We start from the raw sequence: 13832 nt of genomic DNA on the forward strand, positions 1-13832 counted from the left end.
CAAGCGAAGCGACAGCTCGAACACGAGCACTGGATCTTCATCAGAAATGGAGTGAATATAGCATGGAACAACATTCAATTGAAAAAGCAACGTTTGCAGGCGGATGCTTCTGGTGTATGGTATCCCCTTTTGAGGAACTGCCTGGTATCCATAAAATTGTATCGGGTTATACAGGAGGACATACCGAGAATCCCACGTACGAGGAAGTCTGTTCGGAAACGACAGGACATGTTGAGGCCGTTCAAATCACGTTTGACCCTGCCATCTTCCCTTATGAAAAACTCGTTGAGTTGTTCTGGCAGCAGATTGATCCAACCGATACGGGCGGTCAATTTCATGACCGGGGTTCATCCTACCAGACGGCAATTTTCTATCACAGTGAGGAACAGCGTCAGATTGCGGAAGCTTCCAAGGCGGCTCTGGAGCAGAGCGGACGTTTTGACAAGCCCATCTTCACACCCATTTTGCCTGCCAAACCATTCTACGAGGCCGAAGAACACCATCAAGACTACCATCACAAAAACCCGGCTCACTACAAACGGTATCGCAAGGGATCTGGACGCGAAGATTTCATCGAGCGCAACTGGTCGGGCAATGTGGATAAAAGTAATCTGAAAGAGCGTCTGACGCCGCTGCAATTCGAAGTAACCCAGAATAATGCAACGGAACCGGCGTTCCACAACGAGTTCTGGGATCACCATGGCGATGGAATCTATGTGGATATCGTCTCTGGCGAGCCTCTGTTCAGTTCCACTGACAAATACGACTCCGGCTGCGGCTGGCCAAGCTTCACGCGTCCATTGCGTGACTATAACGTGAAGGAAAAAACAGACCTCAGCCACTTCATGATCCGTACCGAAGTCCGAAGCCGTGAAGGAGATTCCCATCTGGGGCACCTTTTCAACGACGGTCCTGCCGAAGCTGGAGGCATGCGGTATTGCATTAATTCGGCGGCTCTTCGCTTCGTACCGAAGGAAGACCTGCAAAAAGAGGGGTACGGCGAATACGCTGTTCTTTTCAAGTAACAGCGTTCAAGTAAGGACCGTGAACCAAACCACATTCAAAAATGGCAAGAGCAGCGGGCTGCGTCCGCTGCTCTTTTTTCGTGCAAATTTTCTGGGAGTATAGGTGTAAAGAGTTCTTGACACTTAAACTGGATTTAACGATATCGCTTCGCTTGAAGCTGTTACGACACTGTTCCTGTCTACTTTGACATGGGAACTACTTGGACTCTCCATGGTTACGCTGCCTTATATCGAATGGATTCAGATGCGTAAATACAGGACGACGGGGGATTAATGAATCTACATCCAACCAACTACCCAGCCGATCCAGTACGCAAATGGAATCAACAACAACTGTGCCAGAAGAGTGCCGAGTAAACGGGAAACCAGCATACAGCCATAGATCTGATTCATTCGATCCAGGCGGATCTCACCTCGCAGTGATTTGTCACTGAGCAGGGAAATTCGCGGATCAATCAGGATGGTCAGCAAAATGGTGGCAATTCCGTTGATTAACCCGGTCGATTGGGATGCAGCCACTGCCTGCCCTGGATAAAGGTACGCTGCGTACAAACTGGATAATACACCCGTCGTATAAATGGCTGTTACCGCTACATTTAGCGTCATTAAGCGCCTCGGCATCCCATGTTGTACTAATCGCTTAGCCATCTTCCAGGAAGGTGGCGTAATATAATAGGCTGCGTTTCTGATCTTGGTACCGTTCAACATCCCCCGAACCATCGACGGAATGGACCCGGCTGCTTCAAAATGCACAACCATTCTGGACGCGAGCTTCACCATGGTCGGAAAGCACAATATGGCGATTGCGGTTCCCGCTGTCGCCGCACCCATCAGCCAGTGCAGCTGCGCAGCAAAGTGTGTGTTTCCTCCACTCGCTGCGGTATCCACCAGGTTCCCTACCATCGGTCCCTGAGCCATGTTGGATGTTCGGGAGACCAGCAGCAAGATCCCTGACAAAGACAGGGCCAGTGCAATTCTGCGGGTTCGCAGCCCACCAAGTCGAAGCGCATAGGACAGGCTGTCTGCGGCATGAATAAGCATGGTAAACAGCATGGGAATAGCCAAACTCAGACTGAACATATGGTTTGAACTCCTTTATATTCCTGTTATTGTACTTTTTTATGTATGTGACAGCATTATACTCCTCCAGCTAGCAAAAGTATAGAAATGGCAGTTCCCATAGGATGATTCATTACCGTTCTCCCACCGCCGAATTGTCGTTTATCCCTCCTCCCACAGGGTAATATACAACTAACTCATTATTATTACAGGAGGGATTCAGGCATGCCTTGGAATAAACATGATTATCCAGTATCCATGAAAAATCTGGAGCCTCGCGTCAGACATAAGGCAATTGAAATTGCCAATGCCTTGTTGGATGACGGGTACGAGGAAGGACGCTCAATTGCCATTGCGACTGCCAAAGCCGAGGAGTGGGATGAGAATCATCCCACATCAGATTCATCCCATTCGGACAAATCATCCGATCAACGTTCTTCTTCTGGACGAAATCACTCAGAACCGGTCTCCTCATCGAAAAGCCATGACAATATTCACGTGGTGCCTACGGATTCAGGCTGGGCGATTAAGGAAGAAGGCAAATCCGGGCATGTATCGACGTTCGATACAAAAGCCGAAGCCGTGGACGCCGCCAAAGAAATCAGCAGCAAACGGAACATTCGGGCCATTATTCATAATCAGGATGGACAGATTGCCTCTTCCATCAAATCGTGACAGTTTGGGAACGCCATACTCTTGGACCCGTGTGAGGTATACAATCGATCGTTAGAGTATAAAGCAAAAAAGTCCTTTTCACCGCCGCTCAGGCAGTCAAAAGGACTTTTTTTGTGGTCTCCATTAATGGGTGACCCCTCTAGCTACCGAAGCTCGAGGTGCAGAGGTACTCACTACCTTGGCTGCAGAAGGCATCGTCACCTTCACAGCTGAAGTTGTCACCGTCCGGCGAGCCGGAACACTGACCACGTACGTAATGACTTTACTGGCAATCCACACGGCCAGAATGGTATATAAAGTTTCTTTTACCGGAAGAAAGAAAAGGGATAATCCCAGCACAAACGCATCGCTGACAAAGAAAACTGTTCCCAGTTTCCATCCCTTCCAGCGGCTAACCAGCACGGCGAGTATATCGTCTCCGCCTGTCGCTCCGCCGAAACGAAGCACAATTCCTGCCCCTATACCCGTCAGTACACCGGATAAGACTGCTGGAATCCACAGGTTACCGCCAAACGACATCACAAGTGTTGAGTATCGCTCAAAGCCGTCATAGAACAGGGAGAATGCACCGACGCCAATCAGCGCCTGAATCATGAACTTCCAGCCCTTGATGAACCAGGCCAGAATCATGACCGGAATATCGAGCAGCAGCATGCCGATGGCAGGTGATAATCCTGTCGCATATTTTCCGAGCAGGGCCAGACCGACAAATCCGCCCTCCGATAAATGATTCTGAAAATTAATGTGATAGTAGGCGAATGCCAAAATAAAAGTACCGAGCAGCATGATGACGAGCTTTCCCGCCTCAGCCTTAACGTGTTGTTTTGTTAACGATGTTCTCTTCATTCAGGTTCCCTCGCAGTTTGTAGGTTGGTTTAAACCGACCGTACCCTGCAAAAGGCAAGCCTGGAAGAAATCATCGTATTTGTCCTTCGAATATTCATTCCAATCCCCTCTTTCGCAGAGTCAGCCGTTTTTTGAATACGGTTGGTTTACTCTACAAGGGGCGCTATGTGTATGAGAGATCGTAACGTTTCCAGATCGTCCTTGGGGAGATTGTCCTTCGGGAACTCATGGTATCCTGATCCTTTCTGTCTGTTGTGGTTAGCTATGCCAATTAAACGTATACTTTACACTAACCACTTCGATTGTAGCCCATCTTCCGATCGCTGTTATCCCCGGATTTTTTTGATTCCCTTTCCTAAGGGAAAAATCCTGTGATAAAGGCGAGCACTTCGTTTCTTCAGACGGTCTACACTCTCCGTTAACGTGTAAAGGTTTAGTTTAAACTTCTATAGCTAACTTGCTTGTTCTTCTATTATATACCACCGACGAGTGCGGGTCTAAACAGCAGACCCTCCAAAAATGCGCATAAAGCAGGTTCTGGACTGCTCCAGCAGTCAAACAGCCACACCAGGACAATCAATGCTTGCTAATGGTGCAACCTGCTCCTTCATTCTATGACCAATGACTCCGAATATAACTGTCAGTCACCCAACTGTGACAATTTGGGTCCAATTTTTATATTTGTGCGAATTTTAAAGGAATCATCGGCCGCTTCCACATACACTATAGCAAACGAAAATCGGCTTATTCTTGTCCGGGTGCAGACGTTTTCAAACTTACTCTGCTTTTTATGGTATAATATAACAATTGATTCCCACTACCGTTTAAGCGAGGCGGATTGATGAAAACGTTAAAGCCAAGAGTCTTTATTGGCTGCTCGCTGGAAGCGAAGCCGATTGCAGCCGCAGTACACGAAAACTTGCGTTTCTCTGCCGAAGTTACTCCTTGGTACTCCGGTGTTTTTAATCCAAGCAGCTACACCATGGACGATCTGGAAACTGAGGTACGCACGACAGACTTTGCCATTTTTATCTTTCATCCGGATGACATATCCAAGATTCGCGGGAAGTACTATGCATCTGTCCGGGATAATACAATGCTTGAAATGGGTCTGTTTATGGGCCGCTTGGGGCGAAAGCGTATTTTTTTCATTCTTCCTGAGGATATTACGGACATCAAGGATGCCACAAAAGTTGAAGGATTGCGCATGCCTACAGATCTGCTGGGATTGAATCCACTGGTCTATGAAATTCGTTCGGATGGGAAGTGGGCGCCAGCCGTTTCGGTCGCTTGTTCCAAAATCGCTGACAGTATTGAAGAACAGGGGCGCTGGAGTGATCCGGAATTGGAAGAAATCATCACCCGGCATAAAGTGGCTGAAGGAGAAGCACGTTTGCAATTGCTCAAGCTGCTGCGATTCTTCAGAGAATTGCTGCGGGTTCGCAAAGCCGATGCCGCCATGCTTAATCGGATGAGCGATGCCCTTCGTACAGCTTTTGTGTCCCATCCTCCATTCGCAGTACGTGGTACAGCCATATACCGGACAGATGACAGTGGTTATATCGAGCAATTATGTGGTAATGTAGGAGAACCGGGGAGAAAATATGAACTGTCTGCCAACGACGACTTGCAGCCAGATGACCCCAAGCGCATTCTGGTCATTGATTCTTACCGCGAAAATAAAATCAAGATTAACCTGTATGACGATTACCTTGAGAAAGAATATCTGCTATGCTATCCTGTAGCCAAGAGGTATGTGATTACGGTTCATATTATTGGACATATAGAAGCGGATGAGGCGGTATTTCAACAGATTGATTTACAAAATCGTCAACTGTTTAACGCCATCAACGATTTGTTAGGAGGCGAACCGGAATGAAACCGGAAATGAAAAAAATAAGCAAGCGCTGGGGCAGCGAGAAAAAGGTACGCCTCAGTTCTGCGCCCGAATCATCACGACCGGTTCCGGAACCCAAGGAAGAAGATCGTTTCCACAAACCGGCCGTACCGCTAATTACGATTGGCCCTTCACTGAAGGGGAAGGAACGCCCCTATAAGGTTATCCTGGAAAAAGAAGCATTGTACGAGAAGCCCCAATATTTGGCTTAACATGCTAAGCAACGTTCTCAAGCCTGCCGCTGAATCGGCAGTCATGGATAGGCCCCGCCGCCCAAGGCAGGGGCTTTTTTGTTGGAATCTTTTGTTTAGGTTGCAGTCCTTTTCCCACAACGTGATGGAAAGACCGCAAAATTAACTTCGGGAAGCATCAGCTACTCTTTTACGTCCTTAGGTTTCCTGCAAAACCCAAAAATTATACCTTATTTTGGAGCTGACTTGTCCTGCCCTCCCGCCTTCAATCGTCGTACATGACCTGCAGAAAAACCGCTCCAATTTTTTCCGGTTGTATTCCGTATCATCATTGCATATATTGATTATAATATAAGAACATACGTTCTGTAAATATAAAACATGTTCGAATTCAAGGTTAAGGAAGTGAATGTATGTCATCCTCCCCTTCCGCCCCATCCCCCGCGGATGAAGACCACCGTTTGGTTAAAGGCCTTGTTGTACGTACCCTGCTGCTGGATGTGCTTGAACGGGATATTCGTACTCTGGATACACTGCTGTTAAAAATGCCTGAAGTCTACGTCCTGTCCCTGAATCGGATTCAAAATCAGGTACTCAAAGAAATACTGGCGGTTCGTAAACAGATGCGCATACGTGGTGTCAAGATTCTTGAAGAGAAACGTGAAACGGAAGGAATTGAAACGATCTATCTGTGCAGAGGATACTGGCAGCGATTCTACATGCTGTGGACATTCGCACGTAATGAAGTTAAACAAGAACTCTGCCGGCATCTGAACATTGATCTGACGCAGCGACTATAGGATGAATTGGAATACAGGTTGACCCGGGAAGGTCGAGTTCATTAAGATGGAATGGAGCGCCCAGACTTCTCTGGTTGAAATTCCTTCATACGTCTCAACACTCAAGGAGCTGTACTTTATGAATTCGAGTTCGAATAACCAAACATCCAGATATATTGGCGTTGCCGCAGATATCACCGAACTGATCGGGCAGACACCCGCTGTAAGACTGAACAGGCTCACAGGTAACGACTCTGCTGACGTATATGTCAAACTGGAATATTTCAATCCAAGCGGCAGCGTCAAGGACCGAGCTGCCTATAACCTAATCGTTCAGGCTGAACGTGCAGGACTTCTGCTCCCCGGAGCGACAATCATCGAACCAACCAGCGGCAACACCGGGATCGGTCTTGCAATGAATGCTGCTGCCAAAGGCTATAAAGCCATTCTCGTCATGCCGGATAATATGTCCAAGGAACGCATCAATATTCTGAAAGCCTACGGTGCAGATGTGGTACTTACCCCTGCGGCTGAACGGATGCCTGGGGCGATCCGCAAAGCGAAGGAGCTTCACGCTGACATTCCGGGCAGCTTCATTCCTCAGCAATTCGAGAATCAAGCCAATCCCGACATTCACCGGGTTACTACCGCACCCGAAATTGTGCAGCAGATGGAAGGCAAGCTCGACGCCTTCATTGCCACTGCGGGAACGGGCGGAACCATCACCGGAACCGGAGAAGAGCTGCGCAAGCAGCTGCCGGGCATCCGGATCTATGCGGTGGAGCCCAAAGGTTCACCCGTGCTGTCCGGCGGCGAGCCCGGGCCACACAAGCTCGTCGGTACAAGTCCCGGATTCATACCGGACATTCTGAATACCGACGTGTGGGATTCCATTATCCAGGTTTCCGATGAGGATGCACTGGATACGATGCGGCAGCTTGCTGCACGAGAAGGGCTGCTGCTCGGCCCTTCATCCGGTGCTTCGGTGTGGGCCTCCCTTCGCATTGCGAAGGAACTGGGGCCGGGGCACCGGGTGCTCTGCATTGCGCCGGATACCGGGGAACGGTATCTGAGCATGGGTATTTTTTAACATCACAGAAAGAGCTCTTCGCAAAAAAACGGCTCCTGCCAAAATAAGCTGTTGCTCTCTTACAGACGGTTAATCCGCAGAGAACAGGAACTTAATTCGGTAAGGAGCCGTTCAATTTCTAAAAATATACGAAATTAGTGTGTCAGCGTCGTCCACTCGACACCTTTGGGAAGCAGGGCCGCAATGCGGTCTTTGGCTTCCTTTTTGGTATACAATGATTCATCAAGAATGACCGCAGAACCCGAATCACTGCTCGTCCGGATCAAACGTCCCAGACCTTGTTTCACGCGCAGGAGCATATATGGAAGATCGATTTCTTCATAAGGCGCTGCGGATGCATTACGTTTTGCATTAAATACAGGATCCTGTGGTGGATATGGAAGCGACCAGATCATGACATTGGATAATGAAGGCCCTGGAACATCCAGCCCTTCCCACAGATTGACGGAGCACAGCACACTCTCCTCATCCTGTTGGAACGCCGCGATCAAGTCACTGATTTCCCGATCTCCCTCGTACATAAAGCGAAGTCCTTGGGCTTCAGGAATATGAACAATGTCCTGTTTAAACGTGCGCAGCTCCTCCATGGTACGGAACAGAATGAGCGCACGGCCTCCACTCTCCTGCAGCAAGGACACCGCGTCCCGCAACCGATTTTCGTTTTCCGGGTGACCTGGTATAGCTTCATCTGTAATTTTCATCTGCATTTTGTCCGCATAGTCATATGGAGAAGCAACGGAGAACGATACAAAATCGTTAATCCCCAGGCTGTCTGCCACATAACGGAACGAATTGTCCACGGATAGCGTTGCGGAAGAGAATACGATGGGAATACCTGTATTGAATACACGCTCGTTCAGGATTTCTTTGACCGTTCGTGGCATGATGGACAATGTCGTCTCATCTTCGTTTTCTTCAGCCCAGCAGATGTACCCGTCTTCCTTCCGGAAGAGGGATAGCGCGGTCTGAATCATGTCCAAATGCTCTTCCACAACACGCATCTGATACCCATCGAGTGAGAACAAGCCGCTCTCAAATACCAACTCCTCGCCAATGGCATCCAGCACACTGGTCAGTCGTTCAATCTCACGCAGCAGCGGTGCCTCCACCCGAACTTCCTTCCGTTCCGATCCGGGAATAGCCACCGTGTACGTATCCAGCAGCGCAAACAGTCGTTCACTGCTCTCAATCGCTTCATCTACACGTTCGGCAAGCGATTCACGAATCTCCCCTTCCAGGAGCCGGGTTACCAGTTCCTCGAAGATGCGGTGTTTCAGTTTGTAGCTCAGTGCGTTCAGAGCTGCTTCTTCCAGCAGATGCCCTTCATCAAATACAACCGAGCTGTGGTCTGGCAGCAGTGGCAGTTGTCCCTCGCGTTTGCGGGCTTCATAGGTCCATACATGCTCCATGTAATAGTCATGGGAACAGATGATGATATCCTTGGAACGACGGTAATGGTCGCGAGACAGCGTTAGGCCGCAGCGTTGACGTTTTGGACAAACGAAGCAATCCTGGAACGGGTCCCAGTTGATTTTGTTCCACTGGCGATCATTCAGATGCGGGTACTGTTTGCGATCACCATACGGATGAAAAGCCTGAAGTGTACCCGGCGTATTCACAAAATCCGGTAGACTCTCATGCACTTCTTCAATGACAGGCGCATCCTCGTCCGCGAATCTCACCGCACTTAATTTGTTCAGACAAACGTATTGATCGGGTGACTTGCCGAGACGGGCGTCCACTTGCAAATCCAGATGCTCAGCAAGCTTCGCAATATCTCCGCCTGGCTTCACCAGTTGTTCTATCAATGACTCATCGGCACAGGCAATCACTGCCGGTTTGCCCGTATAACGCGCATAACAGACCGCGTAGAGCAGATAGACTAATGTCTTGCCTGTTCCTACACCGGCCTCAGCCATAATGGTCTTTTTATCTCCATAGGCCCGTTCGAGCTGGTACGCCATAAAAATCTGTTCATCCCGTACCTCAAAGCCGGACTCTGGCAAAATATCGTAAAACACATCGGCAACCCATTCCCCCAAACGGGATACAAAAGGTTCTGCCGGATCATATGCAAAAGGATAACGTTGTGTAGACAATCCTTGGTCAGCCTCCATTCTTATACAAGCGGTCCCCGTTCTGTTTCCGTTCAAAAAAAGGCCGCTGGGCAAAAGTTAATTATCCCACGTCATGAAGTAGGTGACAAGCTTTTTTTCTACGATGGAAATATAATCAATGTTCGAACCGTTGGCAGCCGGAGACCAACTACGCTGGAACTCTCACTTTCTCAAAAGGATCACCCATTTTGACCGTGAACGCATTCCTGAGCAGGTTGTCCATGCCCGTAGCGCTGACGCTCATGCCCTATTTAAAGTAGAAAACTTCACTTTTACACAAGTCCGCTCTCCTCTTTTAAAACAGCTACAGGTTCATTTCGGTGGATCATGTGTTTTTCTCATGCCATTTCTTAGATCACGGGTTCCTATCCACGTTCATATTGGACGATTGGTCGTTAAATCAGGGTTATCAGCTAATGAGAGGATTATACATTCCCACTTCAACAGGCTACGTTCAGGGCTGTAATGCTTGATGCATCAGCTTGTATAGCTCACCCAATCAAATGATTATTGATGATAACGCTTACAACATTTACCATGAATCTGTGCCACAACGAATTCCATATCCCATTAACCAAGGAGGTTTGCGTAATGAAATTATTCCCTTTTTCTTCTGCTCATGCATCTGCACCCGCTGAACGTTCGTTGAAATCGAAAATGGCCCACATCTGCCTGAGTGCCGCTTTTCCTCTATTATTGATCAGTAGTGGATCAGCTGGTGCGGTGGAACTCATGGAGAACGGCGTGACAAATCCCACTGAATCCGTAGCTGCACCCACTGCCGTACTTACAGCAGGTGACTTGTACGTAGCTCCTAACGGATCGGCAAGCAATCCAGGGACGCTCGAAAGTCCAACAACACTGGCAAACGCACTGACCCAGATCGCTCCAGGCAAAACCATCTATCTGCGTGGTGGAACCTACAACTTCTCGGAAACAATTACAATTGAAAGAGGCAACAGCGGTACATCGGGACAGCGGAAAAGTCTGGTCGCCTACGGATCGGAAAAGCCTGTCTTCGATTTCTCGGCCCAAGCCTTCGCCTCCACGAATCGGGGCCTGCAAATGTTTGGAGATTACTGGCTCGTTAAAGGGCTAGAAGTAAAGGGTGCCGGCGACAACGGTATCTTTATCGGGGGCAGCTACAACCGTCTGGAGCAGATCGAGGCTCATCATAATCGGGATACAGGCATTCAGTTAGGCCGTTATGCGTCCACCGCCGCCAAGAGTGAATGGCCTGCTTATAATGAAGTCATCCGGTCCTATTCCCATGACAATTACGATCCGGATAATGGCGAGGATGCAGATGGCTTTGCCGCGAAATTGACCGTTGGCCGGGGCAACCTTTTCGATGTCTGTATTGCAGCCTACAATGTGGATGATGGATGGGATCTGTACAGTAAAACGGATACGGGTGCTATTGGTGTCGTGACGATCCGCAATAGTATTGCCTACGCCAATGGTGCAACTTCGGACGGCACCTCCACCACCGACAGTGACGGAAATGGCTTCAAACTGGGCGGTGAGAAAATCGCCGTGAATCATATTGTGGAGAACAGTATTGCCTTCAACAATAAAAAGCATGGCTTCACGTATAACAGCAACCCCGGCTCCATTCAGATGAAAAATAACACGTCCTGGAAAAATGGCCAAAGCAACTTTGCCTTCGATTTAGGCACACATATCTTCACGAACAACCTGTCCTTCGAAGGCGGTGCCAGTGACAAAACAAGCGGAACGGACGTCGGCAGCACCAACGTCTGGTGGAAAAACAAAAAGAGCGTGAACGGCAAAGGCCTGCTTGCAAGCGCAGCCGACTTTGTCTCCCTTGTGCCCTCAGTAACCCGGAGCAGCGATGGAACGCCTGTGCTGGGCAATTTCCTGAAACTTGCAGGCGGCAGTGATCTCATTGGGTCAGGTACGCCTTCAGGTACAAATATTGGGGCACGATAAAAGATAATAAGAGATTAAAAGCAAAATCCCCTTCTCATACCAGCCCAATCGGCGGTATTGAAGAAGGGGATTTTTGAATTACTGTAAAATAATTGCCCGGTAAGAGTTCTGAGTTGGCTTATCCAAACGTGACAACAAACTGCTCACCATATGTACATTTAAAAGCAATAGTAGTACAACAGACTACTTTCCCCCTGGGTATATGAAAACATACGTGCTCTCGTCGGATAGCTCTTCTGAAAAACAAAAGTCTAACTGATCAAAGTTTCTGATATCCCTCACATCTGTAATCTGGCGCTCTGCCATATGCCGTACCATTTCGCCTCTGGCCATCTTGGCACGGGTTGCCTTTTCAACAACCTTCCCATCGACCATTTGTCCGAAAACACAAGTGATAAACCGGGTTTCCTCTCTCAGAAAAGGCGTGATGTTTTTGCTATACTCTTTGGAAGCTAAATTCAGAATACAGTTGCTTTCCGACTGAAGCTGATCTGCTAATTTGCTGCCCCAAAATTGATAGAGGGAACTAAACCCCGGACCTTGCAACTTGCCCTGCATCTCCAACCTATAGGGTGTAACTCCATCCGAAGGTCGTAACATGCCATAAAAACCGGATAATATGCGCAAATGCTGCTCCAGATACGCCAGTTCTTCCTGCTGAAAAACACCCGCTGCCATATATTGATACTGAATGCCTTCATAGGCGTAGATGGCTGGCGTAAGATTATCTTTTACATTCATTTTTCGAATCCGTTCCATGTTCTGTTCGGCGATTGCATCATTACACTTCCATAACGCCTTGAGCTCGTCATAGGATAACTTTTGGAGTACACTCAACAGTTGTTCTGACTCGTTTATAAAACGCGGCATCTGCGCGCTGGTCATAAGATCGGTATCGATCTTCATCTTTTTGGCAGGTGATATGATAATTCTCATCGTGCTGATCCATCCTTAATCTACCGTTGTTTTTATCGTTATCCATTGTACAGGATTGGACAGGCGAATCCAATGGTGAAGCATATTTTCCTCTCTTGCCTTTGTAAAATAACATGGAACAAAACAGACTGTAGTATAGGTTACATTTCGAAATGAACAATCAATCGAACCCGCTTTGTCTGGCATAGGTCCTTGCTACTAGACAAAGAAAAAAACTTATCAATATGTTATTAGCTGAAGTTGGGCCCATATTCTCATGGTCACCATGAGCTGTTTTGTTATGATTATATACGATGTGTTTGAATTGCTATTTTCCAAAGAGAAAGGGTGCCGCTTTTTATGTTTGTTTTTCATTTACTGCTCGCTCTCGCACTGTTGGGCGGTTCGGGCAGCTCCAATGATGCCACATCTGCACAACTGGAAATCAATCCGTTACAGCCTCACCCTGCTGATTCTGAACTTGTTTTAGAATCCGGTTTAAAGCCTTTCCGGTCTGAACTAACCTACAAAGGACTTAAGCCAGATTATAATCCATTCGAGCAGGCCGCCAGCGATCTTCAGGACAAGCTTTTTGAAAGTGCACCATCTCCGCTTCTATCTGAACCCGGAGATACAGGTACATTTGATTACGGCGGACAACTCAAGTTGTTATACGCTGTCCCTCTGAAGCAAAGTATTGAATTCGGACCATTAACTATTCATATTATGGATGTTCAATTGTTAGAGGCTCGTGAGATTCCTGAGGATTCCCGAGAAAACATTTCTATTCTGAATCAAGAAGATATCGGTCCTGATATGACTTATATCAAAATCATCTACAGTGTAGAAAATACAACGGATCAAAATATCGGATTTTACGGTTTGAATTCCATTCATCCGAACACGGGTTATCCCATCTCAGCAGATCGTAATTTCATGAGGAAACCTTATGTTTATCATCAATATGACGGCGTAATCATGGATAATATGGGCTATGGTTTAGTATATACAGATGACCCCGACAAGCTGGAATCCATTGAATTGGTTTTCAATAGAATCTATGACTACGACACCGGAGAAACCATTGTAGAGCCTACTTCGTTGAATATTCCTTTCACGGTCCAAAAGCAATATTAAACTGATATTTGCTTCAAATGCTAAGATATCATTTGTCCGCGATATAATAATGGTTAAACCCCAGCCACGTACCTGCAGAAGAGCAGCATACCATACACAGCTGGGGTTCCTTGTAAAACGTATTTGCTCTATTTAACGCCTCAACCTA

Annotated in this window: 13 protein-coding genes; 9 read left to right on the top strand and 4 right to left on the bottom strand. The window is 47.7% G+C overall.

The features are described from left to right. The first annotated feature begins 62 nt into the window (after positions 1-62). Positions 63-1025, top strand: a complete 963-nt coding sequence (gene msrA / locus HP552_RS11655) for a peptide-methionine (S)-S-oxide reductase MsrA (RefSeq protein WP_175395638.1) — start codon at positions 63-65, stop codon at positions 1023-1025. Positions 1026-1304: 279 nt separating this feature from the next. Here msrA and HP552_RS11660 read toward each other — a convergent pair whose 3' ends face one another. Beyond that, a complete protein-coding gene (locus HP552_RS11660; RefSeq protein WP_175395639.1) occupies positions 1305-2105 on the bottom strand; it encodes a lipid II flippase family protein in 801 nt (266 codons plus the stop codon). A gap of 204 nt (positions 2106-2309) precedes the next feature. Between HP552_RS11660 and HP552_RS11665 the strand changes: the two genes are divergently transcribed. Further along, positions 2310-2759, top strand: a complete 450-nt coding sequence (locus HP552_RS11665; protein ID WP_175395640.1) for a DUF2188 domain-containing protein — start codon at positions 2310-2312, stop codon at positions 2757-2759. A gap of 123 nt (positions 2760-2882) precedes the next feature. Here HP552_RS11665 and HP552_RS11670 read toward each other — a convergent pair whose 3' ends face one another. Then, positions 2883-3605, bottom strand: a complete 723-nt coding sequence (locus HP552_RS11670; RefSeq protein ID WP_175395641.1) for a YitT family protein — start codon at positions 3603-3605, stop codon at positions 2883-2885. A gap of 841 nt (positions 3606-4446) precedes the next feature. Between HP552_RS11670 and HP552_RS11675 the strand changes: the two genes are divergently transcribed. The 4 genes from HP552_RS11675 to cysK all read left to right on the top strand — a co-directional run bounded on the left by HP552_RS11675 (position 4447) and on the right by cysK (position 7562). After that, positions 4447-5484 (top strand): nucleotide-binding protein, encoded by a 1038-nt coding sequence (locus HP552_RS11675; protein ID WP_175395642.1) that lies wholly within the window; start codon positions 4447-4449, stop codon positions 5482-5484. Beyond that, a complete protein-coding gene (locus tag HP552_RS11680; protein ID WP_095290332.1) occupies positions 5481-5714 on the top strand; it encodes a hypothetical protein in 234 nt (77 codons plus the stop codon). Before HP552_RS11675 ends, HP552_RS11680 begins: the two co-directional genes overlap by 4 nt. A gap of 392 nt (positions 5715-6106) precedes the next feature. Next, the gene (locus tag HP552_RS11685; protein WP_175395643.1) at positions 6107-6493 is read left to right on the top strand and encodes a YhjD family protein; all 387 of its coding nucleotides are present in this window, start codon (positions 6107-6109) and stop codon (positions 6491-6493) included. A gap of 118 nt (positions 6494-6611) precedes the next feature. Then, positions 6612-7562 (top strand): cysteine synthase A, encoded by a 951-nt coding sequence (gene cysK, locus HP552_RS11690; protein WP_175395644.1) that lies wholly within the window; start codon positions 6612-6614, stop codon positions 7560-7562. A 134-nt stretch (positions 7563-7696) separates the two neighbouring features. Here cysK and HP552_RS11695 read toward each other — a convergent pair whose 3' ends face one another. Continuing rightward, positions 7697-9661, bottom strand: coding sequence for an ATP-dependent DNA helicase (locus HP552_RS11695; protein ID WP_246310844.1), 1965 nt, complete (start codon positions 9659-9661; stop codon positions 7697-7699). 136 nt (positions 9662-9797) lie between these two features. Here HP552_RS11695 and HP552_RS35790 point away from each other — a divergent pair, with 136 nt between their 5' ends. After that, the gene (locus HP552_RS35790) at positions 9798-10145 is read left to right on the top strand and encodes a catalase (RefSeq protein WP_376768954.1); all 348 of its coding nucleotides are present in this window, start codon (positions 9798-9800) and stop codon (positions 10143-10145) included. 266 nt (positions 10146-10411) lie between these two features. After that, a complete protein-coding gene (locus tag HP552_RS11705) occupies positions 10412-11632 on the top strand; it encodes a right-handed parallel beta-helix repeat-containing protein (RefSeq protein ID WP_246310854.1) in 1221 nt (406 codons plus the stop codon). Between the two features lie 183 nt (positions 11633-11815). Here HP552_RS11705 and yaaA read toward each other — a convergent pair whose 3' ends face one another. Beyond that, positions 11816-12568, bottom strand: a complete 753-nt coding sequence (yaaA, locus tag HP552_RS11710) for a peroxide stress protein YaaA (RefSeq protein WP_175395646.1) — start codon at positions 12566-12568, stop codon at positions 11816-11818. A 339-nt stretch (positions 12569-12907) separates the two neighbouring features. Here yaaA and HP552_RS11715 point away from each other — a divergent pair, with 339 nt between their 5' ends. After that, on the top strand, positions 12908-13684 hold the full coding sequence (locus HP552_RS11715; RefSeq protein WP_175395647.1) for a hypothetical protein: 777 nt from the start codon (positions 12908-12910) through the stop codon (positions 13682-13684). Positions 13685-13832: the final 148 nt, after the last annotated feature.

Source organism: Paenibacillus xylanilyticus (genome assembly GCF_013359935.1).
Classification (GTDB): domain Bacteria; phylum Bacillota; class Bacilli; order Paenibacillales; family Paenibacillaceae; genus Paenibacillus; species Paenibacillus xylanilyticus.